The 17,923-nt window shown below is 63.7% G+C and carries 17 protein-coding genes; 10 read left to right on the top strand and 7 right to left on the bottom strand.

The features are described from left to right. The first annotated feature begins 2 nt into the window (after window positions 1–2). Complete coding sequence (locus U3648_RS06345; protein ID WP_129683021.1) at window positions 3–413, top strand: SufE family protein; 411 nt, start codon at window positions 3–5, stop codon at window positions 411–413. On the opposite strand, the gene U3648_RS06340 is transcribed toward U3648_RS06345, so the two are convergent. Continuing rightward, window positions 410–1,048: a DUF1638 domain-containing protein gene (locus tag U3648_RS06340; protein WP_420858401.1), complete on the bottom strand. Its 639-nt coding sequence runs from the start codon at window positions 1,046–1,048 to the stop codon at window positions 410–412. The genes U3648_RS06345 and U3648_RS06340 overlap by 4 nt on opposite strands. Window positions 1,049–1,265: 217 nt before the next feature. Here U3648_RS06340 and U3648_RS06335 point away from each other — a divergent pair, with 217 nt between their 5' ends. Further along, complete coding sequence (locus tag U3648_RS06335; RefSeq protein ID WP_420858400.1) at window positions 1,266–2,603, top strand: 8-oxoguanine deaminase; 1,338 nt, start codon at window positions 1,266–1,268, stop codon at window positions 2,601–2,603. Between the two features lie 184 nt (window positions 2,604–2,787). Then, window positions 2,788–3,276 (top strand): CAP domain-containing protein, encoded by a 489-nt coding sequence (locus tag U3648_RS06330; protein ID WP_420858399.1) that lies wholly within the window; start codon window positions 2,788–2,790, stop codon window positions 3,274–3,276. Here the strand turns inward: U3648_RS06330 and guaD are convergent. The 3 genes from guaD to U3648_RS06315 all read right to left on the bottom strand — a co-directional run bounded on the left by guaD (window position 3,273) and on the right by U3648_RS06315 (window position 5,854). Next, window positions 3,273–4,568, bottom strand: coding sequence for a guanine deaminase (gene guaD, locus U3648_RS06325; protein WP_420858398.1), 1,296 nt, complete (start codon window positions 4,566–4,568; stop codon window positions 3,273–3,275). The two genes, U3648_RS06330 and guaD, sit on opposite strands and share 4 nt — an antisense overlap. A 154-nt stretch (window positions 4,569–4,722) precedes the next feature. Then, window positions 4,723–5,565 (bottom strand): DUF481 domain-containing protein, encoded by an 843-nt coding sequence (locus U3648_RS06320; protein WP_420858397.1) that lies wholly within the window; start codon window positions 5,563–5,565, stop codon window positions 4,723–4,725. Window positions 5,566–5,608: 43 nt separating this feature from the next. After that, entirely contained in the window at window positions 5,609–5,854 is a 246-nt protein-coding gene (locus U3648_RS06315; RefSeq protein WP_420858396.1) for a hypothetical protein, read from the bottom strand. Between the two features lie 208 nt (window positions 5,855–6,062). On the opposite strand from U3648_RS06315, the gene mgtE reads away from it, so the two are divergent. The 6 genes from mgtE (at window position 6,063) to speB (ending at window position 12,830) form a co-directional block, all read left to right on the top strand. Further along, window positions 6,063–7,439, top strand: a complete 1,377-nt coding sequence (gene mgtE / locus U3648_RS06310) for a magnesium transporter (protein ID WP_420858395.1) — start codon at window positions 6,063–6,065, stop codon at window positions 7,437–7,439. Between the two features lie 22 nt (window positions 7,440–7,461). Beyond that, window positions 7,462–8,034 carry a 5-formyltetrahydrofolate cyclo-ligase gene (locus U3648_RS06305; RefSeq protein WP_420858394.1) on the top strand — a complete coding sequence of 191 codons (573 nt, stop codon included), beginning with the start codon at window positions 7,462–7,464 and terminating at the stop codon, window positions 8,032–8,034. Between the two features lie 222 nt (window positions 8,035–8,256). Then, the gene (locus U3648_RS06300; protein WP_420858393.1) at window positions 8,257–9,072 is read left to right on the top strand and encodes a TIGR00282 family metallophosphoesterase; all 816 of its coding nucleotides are present in this window, start codon (window positions 8,257–8,259) and stop codon (window positions 9,070–9,072) included. Continuing rightward, a complete protein-coding gene (locus tag U3648_RS06295) occupies window positions 9,069–10,025 on the top strand; it encodes a DMT family transporter (protein WP_420858392.1) in 957 nt (318 codons plus the stop codon). Before U3648_RS06300 ends, U3648_RS06295 begins: the two co-directional genes overlap by 4 nt. After that, complete coding sequence (locus U3648_RS06290) at window positions 10,022–11,803, top strand: SLC13 family permease (RefSeq protein WP_420858391.1); 1,782 nt, start codon at window positions 10,022–10,024, stop codon at window positions 11,801–11,803. Before U3648_RS06295 ends, U3648_RS06290 begins: the two co-directional genes overlap by 4 nt. A 70-nt stretch (window positions 11,804–11,873) precedes the next feature. Continuing rightward, on the top strand, window positions 11,874–12,830 hold the full coding sequence (speB, locus tag U3648_RS06285) for an agmatinase (protein ID WP_420858390.1): 957 nt from the start codon (window positions 11,874–11,876) through the stop codon (window positions 12,828–12,830). Between the two features lie 5 nt (window positions 12,831–12,835). On the opposite strand, the gene U3648_RS06280 is transcribed toward speB, so the two are convergent. The 3 genes from U3648_RS06280 to U3648_RS06270 form a co-directional block, all read right to left on the bottom strand. Further along, window positions 12,836–13,570 (bottom strand): glutamine amidotransferase, encoded by a 735-nt coding sequence (locus U3648_RS06280; protein WP_420858389.1) that lies wholly within the window; start codon window positions 13,568–13,570, stop codon window positions 12,836–12,838. Between the two features lie 233 nt (window positions 13,571–13,803). Beyond that, on the bottom strand, window positions 13,804–15,609 hold the full coding sequence (locus tag U3648_RS06275) for an SLC13 family permease (RefSeq protein ID WP_420858388.1): 1,806 nt from the start codon (window positions 15,607–15,609) through the stop codon (window positions 13,804–13,806). 146 nt (window positions 15,610–15,755) lie between these two features. Next, on the bottom strand, window positions 15,756–16,001 hold the full coding sequence (locus U3648_RS06270) for an accessory factor UbiK family protein (RefSeq protein ID WP_420858387.1): 246 nt from the start codon (window positions 15,999–16,001) through the stop codon (window positions 15,756–15,758). A gap of 217 nt (window positions 16,002–16,218) precedes the next feature. Between U3648_RS06270 and soxB the strand changes: the two genes are divergently transcribed. After that, window positions 16,219–17,916, top strand: coding sequence for a thiosulfohydrolase SoxB (gene soxB / locus U3648_RS06265; protein ID WP_420858386.1), 1,698 nt, complete (start codon window positions 16,219–16,221; stop codon window positions 17,914–17,916). The last annotated feature ends 7 nt before the right edge of the window (window positions 17,917–17,923 follow it).

Genomic DNA, 17,923 nt, shown 5'->3' with positions numbered 1-17,923 from the left:
CCATGGCAACCGACGCCTTTGAAGAGATCGCAGAAACCTTCGATTTCCTTGACGATTGGGAGGACCGCTATCGTCATGTGATCGACCTTGGCAAGGCGATGGACCCGCTGGATGACGCGCTGAAGGTGCCCGCCTTCAAGGTGGATGGTTGCGCCAGTCAGGTCTGGCTGGTCCCGCAGATCGAAGGTGGGACATTCCGGTTCATGGGTGACAGTGACGCGATGATCGTGCGCGGGCTGATCGCGATCCTTGGCGCGCTTTACAACGGGCTGCCACTGGCCGAGGTCGGCAAGGTCGATGCGCGGGCGGAATTGGGGCGGTTGGGGCTGAACGAACACCTCTCGGCGCAACGGTCCAACGGGCTGCGCGCCATGGTGGAACGGATCGGCGCAACGGCGGCGGCCGCAGCCTAGGCCAGCTTTTCCAACGTGGTGGCCAGATCGCCGTAGCCGGTGAACCGCCGTTCAAACGCCAGACCCAGCCTGTCGGCGCAGGCACGGGCCTTTTCCGTCAGCTTCGGGTCGTCCACCTGCGCCTGATAGACCAGCTTGGTGTAATTGCCGAAGATCATGTCCCGCAACTGCGGGTGCCGGTCCAGGCCCATCGGTTTCCAGACGAAGGCATCGAACTGCCGCACCAGAAAGTCGGTCAGGAAAAAGGCGGTCATGTCCTCATCCGCCTTTGCGGCAAAGGCGTCGTTCCCTTCGAAAAAGGAATAGCAATGCGGCCCGGCGACCATTTCGACACCCAGATCCCGGCACCGCGCCTCAAGCAGCCCGCCGGTGCCGCAATCCGCGTAGACGACAAAGATCGTGTCATAGGCATCCCGGTGCTCTGCCACGGCTACGGTGACCGCTTCGGTGATCTGGTCGGGATAGAGGTGCAGCTTGGCGGGCAGGCATTGCAGGTCCATGTGGTCCCAGCCGTTGGCCCGCTTCAGCGCAAGGATTTCATGTGCCAGCGCCCCGCAGGCGATCAGCAGAATCCGGCCCTTGCCCTTGGGGTCAAGCCCGTCCTCGGTCAGCACCTTGTCGTCCAGATCGGCCATTGCGGTTCCTTTCGTATCGAGCGTGCCATGGGCGCCGGCCCCGGTCCCGGCGCAAATCGACATAAGCGGGGCAGGGCGCGGCATCAATGGGGTTGCGGGTTGCCATCCCCGCATCGAGTTTCGTAAACTTGGCCCGTGGTGTCGCGTCCTTCCCCCTTCTGGCGGCGCCCCTTCCCGATATCCACCGAAGGGGGGTGGCACATAGGGGAGGAACACCATGCCAGAAATTCTGATCCGCAACGCTGATACCATCCTGACGATGGATGACGACCGCCGCGAGCTTTCGGGCGCCGATATCCTGATCCGCGACGGGGTGGTTGCCGATGTCGGCCACGGACTGACTGCGCCGGGCGCACAGGTGGTCGAGGCGGCGGGCTGCGTCATCACACCCGGTCTCGTGAACACGCACCATCACCTGTATCAAACCCTGACCCGCGCGGTGCCAGGCGGGCAGGATGCGCTGCTGTTTGGCTGGTTGCAGACTCTCTACCCGATATGGGCTCGGTTCGGCCCGGACGAAATGTTCACCTCGGCGCAGGTGGGACTGGCCGAACTGGCGCTGTCGGGCTGCACCCTGACCTCGGATCACCTGTACCTCTATCCCAACGGGTCGCGGCTAGAGGACACCATTCACGCCGCGGCAGAGGTGGGACTCCGGTTCCATCCGACCCGGGGCGCAATGTCCATCGGCGAAAGCGATGGCGGGCTGCCGCCCGATGCGCTGGTCGAGCGGGAGCGGGACATTCTGGAGGATATGATCCGTGTGGTCGATGCCTTCCACAACCCGTCTGAGGGGGCGATGGTCCGCGTCGGTCTTGCGCCCTGTTCCCCTTTCTCGGTCAGCCGGGACCTGATGCGCGACGCCGCCTTGCTGGCCCGCGACAAGGGGGTAATGTTGCACACACACCTTGCCGAAAACGACGAGGACATCGCCTATTCCGAGGCGAAATTCGGCTGTCGTCCCGGCCAGTATGCCGAGGATCTGGGATGGACCGGGCCGGATGTCTGGCACGCCCATTGCGTGAAACTGGACGGGGCCGAGATTGACCTCTTCGCCCGGTCGCGCACCGGGGTCGCCCATTGCCCCTGTTCCAACTGCCGCCTTGGGTCCGGGATCGCGCCGGTCCGGGCGTTGCGCGACGCGGGCGTGCCGGTGGGCCTTGGCGTGGACGGGTCGGCCAGCAATGACGCGGGCAACCTGATTGCCGAGGCGCGACAAGCCATGCTGTTGCAGCGGGTGGCAGGCGGGGCCGACAAGATGAGCGCGCGCGAGGCGCTGGAGATCGCCACTAGGGGCGGGGCGGATGTGTTGGGTCGCCCGGATTGCGGGCGCATCGCGCCAGGCAAGCGGGCGGATATCGCCATCTGGGACACGACCGGGGTCGAAAGCGCCGGAAGCTGGGACCCGGCGGCGCTGCTACTGGCCGGGCCGACGCGGGTCCGGGATCTATTCGTCGAGGGGCGTCAGGTGGTTGCGGGCGGAGAGATGGCAACAATCGATCTTCCGCGCGTCATCGAAACCCAGAACCGCATGGCCCGTGCTTTGGCAGGCTAGAGCGTGTCGCGTTCAATTGAATTCATCGCCCCGGGCGAACGCGTTATGCTGCGCAAACGCTGCCTCGCCCAAGGCAATGAATACATGAATCCAATAAAACGCGATACACTCTAGATACAGCAAAATCCCGCCGGGCGGACCCGCGCCGCTTGATTGCGGCGCGGCGTGGTTGCAGAAGACTGCCATGCGTTTTCTTGCCCTCATCCTTCCGATTGCGCTTTCGGCCTGCATCGCCGTCGTTCCGGTCTATGTCCCGATCGGGCCGCAGCCGCCGGGCGAACCGGTTGCCCTGATGACGGGGCCAAACGCCGTCGACAGCTTTGGCCGCCGGTTGAACGCCGAGCGGGCGCGGGCCGGGGCTGGCCCGGTTGTCCGCAATCCGATGCTTGAGGCGGCGGCGATGGCCCACGCCCGCGACATGGCGGGCCGGGGCTATTTCGCGCATCGGTCGCCAGAGGGGCGCGGGGTGGGCGACCGGGCGCGCGCGCAGGGCTATGTCTGGTGCCAGATCGCAGAGAACCTCGCGCAGGGTCAGATGACCGAGGCGCAGGTGCTGGCCGATTGGATGGCCTCCACCGGGCACCGGCGCAACAACCTGCGGACCAGCGTCGATGAATACGGGCTTGCGCGGGTTGGCGACACCTGGGTCTTGGTCCTTGGGCGGCGCTGCTAGCCCAGCCGCTTTTCCCCAGCCACCCAGACCGCCCGCACTGCGCGGTCATCGCCCATCATGATGGTCGGGAACACCGCGTCCCAAATGTGTTCGGCCCGGTCCGTCCGCTGCTTGATGGCCGGGGTCGATCCAAGGTCCAAAACGGTAATGTCCGCCGCGGCGCCGGTGCCCAGATGGCCGATTTCACCGGACATATGCAGCGCCCGCGCTGACCCTTCGGTCGCCAGCCACATCAGCTGCGCCGGGTGCACGGCAATTCCCCGCAGCTGCCCGATCTCATAGGCCGCCGCCATGGTGTGCAGCATCGAAAAGGATGACCCGCCGCCGGTATCTGTCGCCAGACCCACGCGCATCCCCGCGCTGGCCAATCCCATCAAATCGAACAACCCAGACCCGATGAAGGTGTTCGAGGTCGGACAGTGTACAAGGCTGCAATCATATTCCGCCAGCCGCGCCTTTTCGCGATCTTCCAGCCAAATCGCATGGCCATAGAGGCCCTTGGTGCCCAGAAGGCCGAACTTTTCGTAGGTGTCCAGATAATCCCGCGCCTCGGGGAACAGCCGCTTGACCCAGTCGATTTCCGGCACCTGCTCGGACAGGTGGGTCTGCATCGGGCAGTCCGGAAATTCGGCCCAAAGCGCGCCCAGGGCCTCCAACTGCTCGGGCGTCGAAGTTGGGGAAAACCGGGGCGTGATCGCATAGGTCGCGCGACCAACCCCATGCCATTTCTGAAGCAGGCGTTTGCTGTCGTCATAGGCCGTCTGTGCCGTGTCGCGCAGCGTGTCGGGCGCGTTGCGGTCCATGCATGTCTTGCCCGCGACAACCGCCATGCCCCGATCCGCCGCCGCGCCAAAGAAGGCGTCCACGCTTTCGGGGTGGATGGTGCAGAAACTGGTCAGGGTCGTCGTGCCATGGGCCAGCGCAAGGTCACAGGTCCGGCCCGCTATGTCGGCGGCATAGGCCGGATCGCCGAACTTTGATTCCTCGGGGAAGGTGTAGGTGTTCAGCCAGTCGATCAGCTGCTTTCCCCAACTCGCGATCATCGCGGTCTGGGGATAATGCATATGGGCATCGACAAACCCGGCGGTGATCAACGCATCGCCATAATCCGTGACCGGCACCTGTGGGTTGGCCGCGCGCAGCACCTCCGCCTGACCAACCGCCGCAATCCGGCCGTCTTCAATCAGGACAGCCCCGCGCCGGGTGTGATGGGTCACATCCTCCCACGCGGTCTGGAACGGGTCGCCGGAAAAGGCCAGCGTCTGGCCAAGGAGAAGATGCTGTTGGGTCATGGGCGGACGTTATCCGTGACCCGTTTTCCGGTAAATCCGAAAAGTCCGAAGGGAGTTTATTCCGGAAGGCGAAAATCGACCGATCCTTCTCTCAAAGGATTGAGCGGGCCCGAAGGGGGCCCGCTCTGCTGATTTCGGGAATGCAACCGAAGGATCAGTTGAAGTTGTAGACGATCGAGGCGCCCAGCGTGTTTTCACTGTTCGACAGGGCGTTGAAGTCTGCCCCACCGAATTTCGACGTGTAGCTGGTGCGCATGGACAGGGTGTCGCTCAGCGCGACGTTCAGCGCCAGTTCGTTCACGATCGTCACGTCCGAGGCGGATCCGATCAGCTGCACATCGTCGGAAAGGAAGACACTGTCATTAAACCGCTGGAAGAAGTTGGCCTCGACGCTGTAGGCGGCTTCGTCGATCTGCGTGCCGACACCATCCTCGATGAAACGATAGCCCGGCCCGGCCTTGACCGCGAACTGGGTTTCCTCAGTGTTCACGATCCGGTAGCCGACCCCGACGCCAACAAAGGCATCGCGGGCGTTTTCGCCGACTTCATCGGCAAGACGGTCCCATTTCACGTTCAGATTGCCATAGCCAAAGAAGGCGTCGTTGAAATCGCGGGTATAGTCATAGCCCGCATTCAGGCTGTCGCGATCAACAACATCGCCGGTTTTGGAATAGGCGTAGGACAGGTTGAATTCCGACCCGTTGGTGCCGTCATAGAAGCCGTATTGCGCGCCCAGACCAATGGTCGTGGTCGTATCCGCGGTGTCCGAAGTCGAATGAAGGGCGCGCATCGCGATAGAGCCGTAGGTGCCCGGCGTCCGGCCTTCGTTCCCAAAGGTAAAGGTCGGCCGCTCGGCGTCGTCCTCGATGGCGTCCTGCAGGTCGGTCACCTCGTCCGAAGCGGACTGGGTTCCGAACAGGTCTTCTTGCGCATTGACCGCAGACACGGAAAAACCGGCAATCGCGGCGGCAAGGGCGAATTTCACTGTGGTAGACATGATGAACTCCTTTCAATCAGTTCCCCGCAAACATCGGGGATCGCTACATCACAGCGGCCAGATGATCCCGAATTCCGATGTCGACAACGGGGAAGAATTCGCCGGAATCCCCCCTCGGATTTTGTGCAACATAGGCGGTTTGCTGCGCAGTCCGTTCAAGGGTTTGAAGCAATTCCAGAAGCGAAAAACCCAATGCTTCGGCCCCAGATTCTTGCGCCTGGTTCCCGGCGAACTTCGGATGGGGCTTTTCCGCCGAAGGGCGGGAAATTTCTTGGACGGGGTCTTGCACAAATCTGCGTTCTGACAGGTGCGTGCGCGGTGCCTTTGGGCCCGCTTCAGGTCATTTTCGGCCGCACTTGCCGAGTCGAATCGCTGTGCGGCATCGGCCATGATCGCTCCTTTGTCAGGCGAACGCCGGTGAACCTGCCTGTCCCTGCGCAAGGCTGTTGTGGCGAGGCGCGCAATCGCTATGGTGCGCCAAGACCGGAGGTGCCGCCATGACCGAAGAGATTCTGGAGCATGAAGACGAAGAAGCCTTCGGTGTGACCGACAGGCTGATCGCCGAGGTTCTGGACGCGGTCGAGGCGCAGGACGCGGTGACGATCGACGCGCTTCTGGACCCGCTGCACGCTGCCGACATCGCCCACCTGATCGAACAGGTGGACGCCCGCGACCGGCGCGACCTGCTGACCGTCTGGAAGGGCGGGATGGACGGGGAAATCCTGTCCGAGCTTGATGAATCCCTGCGTGAAGAGATCATCGAAAACCTGGCCCCCGCCGAATTGGCCGAGGTCGTGCGCGACCTTGAATCCGATGACGTGGTCGATCTTGTCGAATACCTGGACGAAGACCAGCAGGAACAGGTTCTTGACGCGCTCGAGGCCACGGACAGGGTCGCGGTTGAAAAGGCGCTGACCTACCCCGAGGAATCGGCTGGCCGTCACATGCAGTCCGAGGTGGTTCGGGTTCCCGAACACTGGAGCGTGGGCGAGACCATCGACTTCCTGCGCTCCGACATCGAACTGCCCGACCAGTTCTATCACGTGATCCTTGTGGACCCACGGATGAAACCCGTGGCCTATGCCACCCTGGGTCGGATCCTGTCTTCAAAGCGGGAAGTGCCGCTGGCAGAAATCACCGAGGACAGTTTCAATACCTTTCACGTCGAAGACGATGTCGAGGACGTGGCCCATGCGTTCAACCACTACCACCTGATTTCGGCCCCGGTGGTCGATGACGACGACCGGCTGGTCGGGGTTATCACCATCGACGACGCTATGACCCTTCTGGACGAAGAACACGAAGAGGACATGCTGCGCCTTGCCGGTGTTGGCGAAGGCAGCCTGTCAGATTCCGTGCTGGACACCACCCGGCAGCGCCTGCCGTGGCTGGGGGTGAACCTTGTGACTGCGATCCTCGCCTCGGGGGTGATTGCCCTGTTCGAAGAGGTGATCGCCGGACTGGTCGCGCTGGCGGTGCTGATGCCGATCGTCGCTTCGATGGGCGGCAATGCGGGCACCCAGACCCTGACGGTCGCGGTGCGGGCCATTGCCACGCGCGACCTGACCGGGTCGAACGTCTGGCGGGTGATCCGGCGCGAGGTTCTGGTGGGCCTTTTGAACGGCATAATCTTTGCGCTGGTGATGGGGGTGATCGGATACCTCTGGTTCGGGACCATGATGCTGGGTGTCGTCATCGCCGCCGCAATGGTGATCAATCTGGTCGTTGCCGGGCTGGCGGGAACGGCAGTGCCGGTGCTTCTTGAAAAGGCGGGGGTGGACCCGGCGCTTGCGTCCGGGGCCTTCGTGACGACTGTGACCGACGTGGTGGGCTTCTTCGCCTTCCTTGGGCTTGCGGCTGTGTTCCTTCTATAATCCCGGCAAAGGTGCCCCTGTGATGACTGATCCTGACCTGACCGCCCGCAAGGCGGCTGCCCGCAAGGCCGCCTTTGTCCGCAGGGCCGAAGCCCATGCCCTTCATGGCAACGGCGCGACCGCCGCCCATCTGTCCGAGGTGCTGGCCGGGTATCGCGGCGTGCCGCTGGCGGGATACGCCCAGATGCGGACCGAGATCGACCCGACCCCGGCGATGGAAGAAGCGGCCGCCCACGGCCCGGTTGCCCTGCCTGTGATCATCGGCGCGGGTCAGGCCTTGAACTTCCGGGCATGGACTCCGGGCTGTGCCATGGCGGATGGCGAATTCGGCGCCCGTATTCCGGCCGAAGGCGATTGGATTGAACCCGAAATCCTGATCGTTCCGCTGGTGGCCTTTTCCCGCACGGGCGGGCGGCTGGGCTATGGCGGGGGGTTCTACGACCGGACGCTGGAAGGGCTGCGGGCCAAGCGCCCGACGATGGCCATCGGCTTTGCCTATTCGGCGCAGGAAGACGCGGACCTGCCACTGGAAGCGACAGACCAGTGGCTGGACCTGATCGTGACCGAAACCGGGGTGATCGAGCCCCGCCGCTAAGACATGGTGGGTCAAGACCCACCTTACCAGGAGGCGCTTCACCCACAGGGCCCCCAAAAGCGCATTTGAGTCCTGAAAAAGGATGATCTCTCATTTTGCCCCAAATACTCCGGGGTGAATGGCCCAAAGGGCCAGAGGGGCGGCGCCCCTTAAACGTAAGGTGGGTCTTGACCCACCATCCCCGCGCTTGCGCTTGTGCCGCCCCTTGCCTAGAGGAACCCCATGAGACTTTTATTCTTAGGCGATATCGTGGGCCGGGGTGGCCGTCAGGCCGTGGCCCAACGGCTGCCGAAGCTGCGTGACGACTGGCGGCTCGATTTTGTGGTGATCAACGGCGAAAACGCCACCGGCGGGATGGGCCTGTCGGGCAATCACGCCCGCGCCCTGTTCGAGGCGGGGGCCGATGTCGTTACCCTCGGCGATCATGCCTTCGACCAGAAGGACATGCTGCAATTCTGCGAACAGGAGCCGCGCATCATCCGGCCGCTGAACTTTTCCAAGGTCGCGCCGGGAAAGGGAGCGAGGGTGTTCACCGCCCGGGGCGGGCAAAAGGTTCTGGTGGCCCAGGTGCTGGGGCAGGTCTTCATGAAGCGGCCTTTTGACGATCCGTTCAGCGCCGTCGACGCCGTGCTGCGCCAATACCCCCTTGGCGGGATGGTACAGGCCAGCCTGATCGATGTGCATTGCGAGGCCACCAGCGAAAAGATGGCGATGGGCCATTTCTGCGACGGTCGCGCTTCGGTCATCGTCGGCACCCATACCCATGTGCCCACCGCCGATGCGATGATCCTGCCCAAGGGCAGCGCCTATCAGACCGACGCGGGCATGTGCGGCGACTACAATTCGGTCATCGGGATGAAGAAGGACGAACCGCTGCGTCGCTTCATTACTGGCATGGCGAAGGAGCGGTTCGAACCGGCCCTCGCCGATGTCACCCTGTCGGGCCTCTATGTCGAAACCGATGACCGCACCGGCAAGGCGACGAGGGTCGAACAGGTGCGTCAGGGCGGGCTCCTGTTCCCGGCCGGACCCGCATGACCGAGCCGGTCCGGGATCGGCTGGTTCTGAGCGGGATTCTTCTCGTGCTCGGGGCCGGTTGGGGGCTCTCTGTGCCGCTTAGCCGTATCGCCGTTTCCACCGGGCATCTGCCGTTCGGGCTTTTGTTCTGGCAGCTGTTGATCGGGTCCGTCCTGCTTGGGGGGCTGCTGGCCACGCGTCGCCGTCCCTTTCCGCTGGGCTGGGCCACGTTGCGGGTCTTCGTTGTGATCGCCTGTCTGGGGACAATTCTGCCCAATTCCTTCAGTTATCGCGCGGCGGCCCATCTTCCTGCCGGGATCATGGCGATCATCATCGCCACGGTGCCGATGTTCGCCTTTCCCGTGGCCTTGGCCCTTGGGCAGGACCGCTTTGCTCTGCGCCGCCTGGTCGGCCTGTGTCTAGGGCTTCTGGGCGTCGGTCTGATCGCGGCACCAGAGGCAAGCCTGCCCGACCCGGCCATGCTGGCCTGGATCCCCGTCGCCCTGATCGCGCCGCTTTGTTATGGGCTTGAGGGCAATGTCGTCGCCCGCTGGGGCCTGTCCGGGCTGGACCCGGTGCAGGCGCTTTTTGGTGCTTCGGTTCTGGGGGCTATTGTCATGGCGCCCGCCGCGCTGGCCACCGGGCAATTCATCGACCCGAGGGCGGGCATGGGCGCGCCGGAATGGGCGCTGGTCGCCTCGGCGCTGATCCACGCATCGGTCTATGCGGCCTATGTCTGGCTGGTGGGTCGTGCCGGGCCGGTCTTCGCCGGGCAAGTCGCCTATGTCGTCACCGGCTTTGGGGTGCTCTGGTCCATGATCCTCTTGTCCGAAACCTACGCCATCTGGGTCTGGGCGGCGCTGGGCGTGATGCTGTGCGGTATCGCGCTGGTGCAACCCCGCCCGCGCGAAACCCTTGCGCCAGAAGCGGAAGCGGTGGACAGTCAGGCGAACGCAGCGACCGAGGCCAGATGAACGACATTCTCCAACTGTCCGGAACCGGGCAGGCGATCCTTGCCCTGTCGGTTGTCGGGCTCATGTTCGCCCTTTTCCTGCGGGAAGTCCTGCCGACAGAAGTGGTCGCGCTGACCGGTGTGGCGCTTTTGCTCGTCACCGGCGTCCTGCCCTACCAAATGGCCGTGGATGTGCTGGCCAACCCCGCCCCATGGACCATTGCGGCGATGTTCATCGTCATGGGGGCGCTGGTGCGCACCGGGGCGCTGGATGTGTTGACCGGGCAGGCCGAACGATACGCGCGGACCCATCCAAAGGCCGCGATCCTTGGGCTGATGGCCTTTGTCATGGCGGGCTCGGCCTTCATGAACAACACGCCGGTCGTCGTCGTGATGATCCCGGTCTTTGTCACCATTTCCAAGACCATGGGCTTTGCCGCCTCACGCCTGCTGATCCCCTTGTCCTACGGGGCGATCATGGGCGGGTCGCTGACCCTGATCGGCACCTCGACCAACCTGCTGGTCGACGGGGTCGCGCGGGCAGGGGGGCTGGAACCCTTCACCATCTTCGAGATCACCCCCATCGGCCTTGTCGTCTGCCTGTGGGGGATGATCTATCTGGCCACCATCGGGCGGCGGCTTCTGCCGGACCGGGACAGCATGGCCAACCTGCTGTCCGACAAGTCCAAGATGCGGTTCTTTACCGAGGCCGTGATCCCCCCCGACAGCAACCTGATCGGGCGCGAGGTTCTGGGCGTGCAACTGTTCAAGCGTCCCGGTGTGCGGCTGGTGGACGTCGTGCGCGGCGATGCCTCATTGCGGCGCAATCTTCAGGGGGTTTCATTGCAGGTGGGCGACCGGGTCGTGCTGCGCACCCAGATGACCGAATTGCTGTCCCTGCAATCGAACAAGTCGCTGCGCCGGGTCGATCAGGTCAGCGCGGTGGAAACCACTACGGTCGAGGTGCTGATCACCCCCGATTGCCGGCTTGTGGGCCGCCGACTTGGCGAAATGCGTCTGCGCCGCCGCTATGGGGTCTATGTGCTGGCTGTGCACCGGCGGGACAAGAACATCGGCCGCCAGATCGACGATCTGGTGGTGCGAGTCGGGGATACGTTGCTTCTGGAAGGGGCGGCCGAGGATATTCAACGGCTGGCGGCGGATATGAACATGGTGGACGTGTCGCACCCGTCGGCCCGCGCCTTCCGCCGGGCCCATGCGCCGATTGCGCTGGCGGCGCTGGCGGGGATCGTGGTTCTGGCCGCGCTGGGCGTGGCCCCGATTCTGTTTTTGGCGGTCATCGCGGTGGCCGTGGTATTGGCGACCCGATGCATAGACGCGGAAGAGGCCTATGGCTATGTCGAAAGCAGCCTGCTGGTCCTGATCTTTTCAATGCTGGCCGTGGGCGCGGCCCTGCAACACACCGGCGCGGTGTCGCTGATCGTCGACGGGCTGACGCCGCTGATCGGTGACTTGCCGCCCTTTATGGTGGTCTGGGCGATCTACCTGATTACTTCGGTCCTGACCGAACTGGTGTCGAACAATGCGGTGGCCGTCGTGGTCACGCCGATTGCCATCGGGCTTGCGGGCGCGCTGGGCGTCGATCCGCGGCCCTTGGTCGTGGCGGTGATGGTCGCGGCCTCCGCCAGTTTCGCCACGCCCATCGGCTATCAGACCAACACGCTTGTCTACGGGCCGGGGGGCTACAAGTTCAAGGATTTCCTCAAGGTCGGGATTCCGCTGAACCTGTCGATGGGGCTCATCGTCTCTGCCGTGATCCCGCTGATCTGGCCGCTGTGATCCCGCCTTGCCGGGGCGCGGCAGGGTTGCTAGCGTCCGCCGGTCGGCACGTGGCAAAGGGGAGGTGGCAATGTCCGGACATGGTTACGAAAAAGGGCGGTTGAACCTGCCCTTCGTGGGTATTTCGACCTTTGGCAAGCGGCCCTATGTCGAGGATTGGTCAAAGATCGACGCCGATGTGGCAATCCTTGGCGCACCCTTCGATTTCGGCACGCAATGGCGGTCCGGCGCGCGGTTCGGCCCGCGCGGCGTGCGCGAGGCATCGACCCTGTTCAGCTTTGGCCACGCCGGAGCCTATGATCACGAGGACGACGCGACCTATTTGCCGGGCGATGTGCGGATCGTCGATATCGGGGATGCCGATATCGTTCACACAGATACCATGACATCGCACGCCAATATCGAAACCGGGGTGCGGGCGATCCTTGCAGCGGGCGCCTTGCCGGTGGTGATCGGTGGCGACCATTCGATCAACATCCCCTGCATCAATGCCTTCGACGATCAGGGGGATATCCACGTTCTGCAGATCGACGCGCACCTCGATTTCGTCGATGAACGGCACGGGGTCCGCTATGGGCACGGCAACCCGATGCGGCGGGCCGCCGACAAGCCCTATGTCACCGGGCTGACGCAGGTCGGCATCCGCAACGTCAGCTCGACCGCCAAGGAAGGCTATGACGACGCGCGGCGGATGGGGTCGTCGATCATCTCGGTCCGGCAGGCGCGGAAGATGGGGACCGAAGGGGTGGTCGGCCATATCCCCGAAAGGGCGCGGGTCTATATCACCATCGACATTGATGCCTTCTGCCCCTCGATCGCGCCGGGAACAGGCACGCCCAGCCATGGCGGGTTTCTCTATTACGAAGTGCTGGAGATGCTACAGGCGGTAGCGCAGCGGCACGAAGTTGTTGGGATTGATCTGGTCGAAGTGGCGCCGGACTATGACCCCACGGGTTCGACCAGCATCCTTGCGGCGCAGATCCTGCTGAACCTTCTGGGGTTCATTTTTCACGCCAAGGGGAAATAGCGGGGTCAGCCGTAGCGCGCCACGAACCGTTGCAGGATAAGTTCCGGCACGGTCACATCGGCCGCGCGGCACATGGCGATCAGGTCCTCGGCAGCCTCTGGTGGGAAATAGCCCTTATTTCGGTAGATGCGTATGCGGGTTTCGAACCCGGCCGCGTCCGCCTCGGGGTGGAACTGCGTGGCATAGACGTTCTGACCATAGCGGATCATCTGAAACGGGCAGGCATCCGAATGCAGCAGATGGGCGCAGCCCTCGGGCAGTGCCTGCGCCGCCTCCTTATGGCCGACAAAGGCGTCAAATCGGTCGGGCAGTCCGGACAGTAGCGGATCGGCGCGGCCCGCGTCGGTCAGTTCGCAGGTGGTCGTGCCGACGGGTTCACCATAGCGGGCTTTCGACACCTCTGCCCCAAGGTGGTGGGTCAGGATGCCGATGCCGTAGCAGCAGCCCATGAAGGGCATGTCGCGGGCGGTGATCTCGGGCATGAGCGACAGGCAGGCGGCTTCGATCCTTGCCTCGGTCGGGTCCTTGTCCTCGGGCGCGTCAGAGACGCAGCCGGGGCCGCCGCCGACGATGACGCCGGCATAGGCGTCAAGGGACAGGTCCGCGGGCAGATCCTGCTGATCCAGCCGGATTCGATGGGTGCGGTCCGCCGTCAGCCGGCCCTTGGCAAGGATGGCTGCGAATTCATCGTCGGCGGCCTCGGTTTCCGGGCGCAGTTGCAGGATCAGAAACGGTTTCATACCCGTCCCGATAGCCAAAACCCCGGCCAAGGGGAAGGGGGCGGTGGGTCAAGACCCACCTTACAAGGCAGGGGGCTCCGCCCCCTCGGCCCGCCGGGCCTCACCCCCGGAGTATTTCTGGCAAAATGAGAGTTCATTCCTTCTTTGGGTCTCAAATATCCTCTGGGGGCCATGAAACATCTGGTTGGGGGGCGAAGCGCCCCCGGGTAAGGTGGTTTTTAACCCACCACCCCCTAAAGCGGCCAGAACAGCAGGATCGACGGGATCGACACCGCGATCACGATCAGTTCCAACGGCAATCCCATCTGCCAATAATCCCCGAACCGGTAACCGCCGGGCCCAAGGATCAGCGTGTTGTTCTTGTGCCCGATGGGCGTGAGGAACGCGCAGGAGGCGGCGACCGCCACCGCCATCAGGAACGGGTCGGGCGAGACCCCAAGGGTTTGCGCCATTTGTATTCCTACCGGGGCCGCGACGATGGTTGTCGCCGTGTTGTTCAACACATCCGACAGCGACATCGTCACCACCATCAGGACCGTCAGCACCGCCCAGGCGGGCCATCCCGCTGTCAGCCCGGTCAGCGCGCCAGCGATGAGTTCCGTCCCGCCCGAGGTTTCCAGCGCCGCGCCCAGCGGGATCATCGAACCCAGCAAGACCACAACCGGCCATTCGATATGATCATAGATTTCGCGCAGCGGCAGAATGCCGGTCAGCACGAAGGCCACGACCACGATCCCCAACGCGACCGGCAGGTAGACCAGCCCGAGCGAAGCCGCGAGGACCGCCGCTGCGAACAGTCCGATCCCCAGCCAGACCTTGCGGTCAGCCGTGACCGTCAGGCCCCGGTCGGCCAGCGTCAGGCAGCCAAGCCAGTCGATCACATCCGCCGCCGCTTCTTTTGGGACCAGCAGCAGAAGGATGTCGCCCGCCTGCACCTCGGTCTTGCGGATCCGGCTGCGGATCGGTTTGCCGCGCCGCGACAGGCCCAGAAGGATTGCCCGCTGCCGCCACGCCAGCCCGATAGTTTGCGCCGATTTGCCGTTGATCCGCGCATCCGGCGTCGCCACGGCCTCGATAATCACCATGTCCGAACCGGCGGCGTCGACTGTATTGTCGGTCAGGTCCAGTTTCTGCGCGACCCGGAATTCATCCAGCGCGTCGGGCGCGGATTCGATCACCAGATGGTCGCCCGCCCGGATGGTGGAGTTCCGGGCCCGGCCGGGCATCCGTTTGCCATCCCGGATCAGGCCCAGAATGCCGATGTCGGCGGTTTCGGCCAGATCGTCGAGGTCCCGAACCCGTTGTCCAACCAAGGGCGATCCATCCGGCACCGCCAGTTCTGACAGGTATTCGGCGTAGTCCCGCAGCGGGTCGCCTTCCAGCCCCGCGCCGTCCTTTTGCGGGATCAGGCGCCAGCCGATCAGGGCCACGAAAACCAGGCCGGCAATCGCTACAATCCCGCCCACAGGCGCGAAATCAAACATGGCGAATGGTGTGCCCAAGGCCTCGCCCCGGATCGAGGCGATAATGATGTTCGGCGGGGTGCCGATCAGCGTGACCATACCGCCAAGGATCGTCGCGAAGGACAGCGGCATCAGTGTCACCCCCGCGGCCCGTCCGGCCTTGCGCGCGGTGGCGATATCGACCGGCATCAGAAGGGCCAGCGCGGCCACGTTGTTCATGAAGGCCGACAAGGCGCCGCCCACGGCCCCCATGATCGCGATATGGGTGCCCAGTTTGCGACTGCTGTCGACCAGCGTCCGGGTTATCAGCATCACCGCGCCGGACCGCACCAGCCCGGCCGAGACCACTAGCACCAGCGCAACGACCAACGTCGCGGGGTGCCCAAAGCCGCTGAACGCGTCCTTGGTCGGGACCACCCCCAGAACGACCCCGGCCATCAGCGCCGAGAAGGCAACGAGATCATAACGGTATCGCCCCCAAAGCAGCAGGGCAAAGACAAGTCCAAAGAGCGAAAACAGGATGATCTGGTGCTGGGTCATGCGGCCAGCCTGCCGGAATTCAGGCGGGGATGCCACGGGGAAATCGGGCGCGCGCGAATCCGGTGTGCGACGAACAGTGAAGTTGCAAAGGCGCTGAGCGCGCCGGGCGTGAAGGTCGGAGAAATGGTCGTCGACAACAAGTCCCCGCCGACGGGCGGCTGGCCCCAGGTCTCGCGCCTGTCCTAGCCGGACTTGGCTTCCAGCGCCTCGATCCGGGCCCTGAGGGTCTCGTTTTCCTCGCGGGCTTTCTGGGCCATGGCGCGGACCGCGTCGAATTCTTCGCGGGTCACGAAATCGCGGTCGGCAAGCCAGCGGTCCAGCAGGGACTTCATGGCCGTTTCCGCTTCGGTCTTGGCGCCTTGGGCGACGCCCATGGCGTTGGTCATCAGCTGGCCGATATCGTCCATGATCTTGTTGCGGGTTTGCATCGGGTCTCTCCGTGGCTTTGTCTGCTCTATATGGGGTGGAATGCGCGGGTTCACAACCGCGGAACCGGGCCAGACTGACAACCCGGGTTCAGGATGCCCAACCATCGTCTATGATGGCAGGGCTTGGATGCCCTGCATCGCGGGTGGCACAAGAAGGGCTTACAAGGCATAAACATATTTGAATATGATGTGGGAAACGAATCGGGGAGGACCAGACGTGCCCATTACCAGACGGGATTTCATTCAATACGGCATGAACGCCACTTTGACCCTTGGCGCCGCCGGCCTTGCCAGCAACCCGACGCGGGCGCTGGCCCAGCAGAAACTGACGCAGGACGACCTGCTGAAATTCGACGCCAAGGGGCAGGTGACGCTGCTGCACTTCACCGATGTGCACGCCCAACTGGCCCCCGTCTATTTCCGCCCGCCGGACACCAACATCGGTGTGGGTGACTATGCCGGTATCCCGCCGCATCTGGTGGGGGAAGAGTTCATGCGCCATTTCGGGATCGAACGGGGCAGCCCGCTGGCCTATGCGCATACCTTCGTCGACTACGTCGACCTTGCCCGCACCTACGGGCGTCTGGGCGGGCTGGACCGCACCGCGACTCTGGTCAAGGCGATCCGCGCCGACCGGGGCGACGACAAGGTTCTGTTCCTTGACGGTGGCGACACCTGGCAGGGCTCCTACACTTCGCTCAAGACCAATGGCGAAGACATGGTCGAATGCATGAAGCTGCTGAAACCCGATGCGATGACTGGCCACTGGGAATTCACCTTCGGCACCGACCGGTTCCTCGAACTGACGGAAAGCATGGGATACCCCTTCCTTGCGTCGAACATCTTTGACGTGGAATGGGACGAACCGGCGTTCGAGAATACCGCCTTCTTCGAAAAGGGCGGGGTCAATGTTGCGGTGATCGGGCAGGCCATGCCCTATACCCCCATCGCCAACCCGCGCTGGATGTTCCCCGAATACAGCTTTGGCATCCGTCCAGAGGTGCTTCAGGAAAACGTCGATGCCGCCCGCGCCGCCGGGGCCGAGGTCGTGGTGCTCTTGTCGCATGACGGGTTCGACGTGGACCGCAAGCTGGCCACCGTCGTTTCCGGGATCGACGTGATCCTGACTGGCCACACCCACGACGCCATCCCGCAGGCGGTCGAGGTGAACGGGACAATCATCCTGTCGTCGGGCAGCCATGGCAAATATCTGGGCCGGGTTGATCTGGAAGTGCAGGATGGCAAGGTCGTCGGCTACAGCTCCAACCTGATCCCGGTCTTCTCGGACGTGATCACCCCCGACCCGGAAATGGCCGCCAAGATCGCCGAATACCGCGACCCACATGCCGCCGAACTCAACCGCGTTCTGGGCAAGACCGAAACGCTCCTGTACCGGCGCGGCAACTTCAACGGGACCTGGGACGACCTGATCTGTCAGGGCATCCGCGAACAGCGCGACGTTCAGATCGCCCTGTCGCCGGGGTTCCGCTGGGGCACGACCCTTTTGCCCGGGCAGGACATCACGGTGGATGATCTCTATACCGAAACGTCGATGAGCTACCCGGCGGTCTACCGGACCGAGATGTCGGGCGAGCAGTTGAAGATCATCCTTGAAGATGTCTGCGACAACCTGTTCAACAAGGACCCGTTCTATCAGCAGGGCGGCGACATGGTTCGCGTCGGCGGCATGCGCTACACCTGCCACGTCAACAACGACGCTGGCAACCGGATCGCCGATATGACGCTGGATGACGGCACCCCGATCGAGGCCGACAAGACCTACACCGTCGGTGGCTGGGCCTCGGTCAACGAAGGCACCGAAGGCCCGGCGATCTACGACCTGATGGAGGATTACATCACCTCCAAGGGCGTGGTGAACGTGCCGGACGAACGGACCGTCAAGATCGAACTATAACGGGGCC

It is taken from the genome of Marivivens marinus (assembly GCF_035969385.1).
Lineage (GTDB): Bacteria > Pseudomonadota > Alphaproteobacteria > Rhodobacterales > Rhodobacteraceae > SELP01.
The sequence above is the reverse complement of the archived record's forward strand: the minus strand, read 5'-3'. Positions and strand labels throughout refer to the sequence as shown.

Excerpts from the sequence above, each read along its gene's own strand:
- U3648_RS06345 (WP_129683021.1), top strand. The coding sequence starts at position 3 with ATGGCAACCGACGCCTTTGAAGAGATCGCAGAAACCTTCGATTTCCTT.
- U3648_RS06300 (WP_420858393.1), top strand. The coding sequence starts at position 8,257 with ATGAGACTTTTATTCTTAGGCGATATCGTGGGCCGGGGTGGCCGTCAG.
- U3648_RS06270 (WP_420858387.1), bottom strand. The coding sequence starts at position 16,001 with ATGCAAACCCGCAACAAGATCATGGACGATATCGGCCAGCTGATGACC.
- U3648_RS06330 (WP_420858399.1), top strand. The coding sequence starts at position 2,788 with ATGCGTTTTCTTGCCCTCATCCTTCCGATTGCGCTTTCGGCCTGCATC.
- U3648_RS06320 (WP_420858397.1), bottom strand. The coding sequence starts at position 5,565 with ATGTCTACCACAGTGAAATTCGCCCTTGCCGCCGCGATTGCCGGTTTT.
- U3648_RS06305 (WP_420858394.1), top strand. The coding sequence starts at position 7,462 with ATGACTGATCCTGACCTGACCGCCCGCAAGGCGGCTGCCCGCAAGGCC.
- U3648_RS06340 (WP_420858401.1), bottom strand. The coding sequence starts at position 1,048 with ATGGCCGATCTGGACGACAAGGTGCTGACCGAGGACGGGCTTGACCCC.
- U3648_RS06295 (WP_420858392.1), top strand. The coding sequence starts at position 9,069 with ATGACCGAGCCGGTCCGGGATCGGCTGGTTCTGAGCGGGATTCTTCTC.
- mgtE (WP_420858395.1), top strand. The coding sequence starts at position 6,063 with ATGACCGAAGAGATTCTGGAGCATGAAGACGAAGAAGCCTTCGGTGTG.
- U3648_RS06280 (WP_420858389.1), bottom strand. The coding sequence starts at position 13,570 with ATGAAACCGTTTCTGATCCTGCAACTGCGCCCGGAAACCGAGGCCGCC.
- U3648_RS06290 (WP_420858391.1), top strand. The coding sequence starts at position 10,022 with ATGAACGACATTCTCCAACTGTCCGGAACCGGGCAGGCGATCCTTGCC.
- U3648_RS06335 (WP_420858400.1), top strand. The coding sequence starts at position 1,266 with ATGCCAGAAATTCTGATCCGCAACGCTGATACCATCCTGACGATGGAT.
- speB (WP_420858390.1), top strand. The coding sequence starts at position 11,874 with ATGTCCGGACATGGTTACGAAAAAGGGCGGTTGAACCTGCCCTTCGTG.
- guaD (WP_420858398.1), bottom strand. The coding sequence starts at position 4,568 with ATGACCCAACAGCATCTTCTCCTTGGCCAGACGCTGGCCTTTTCCGGC.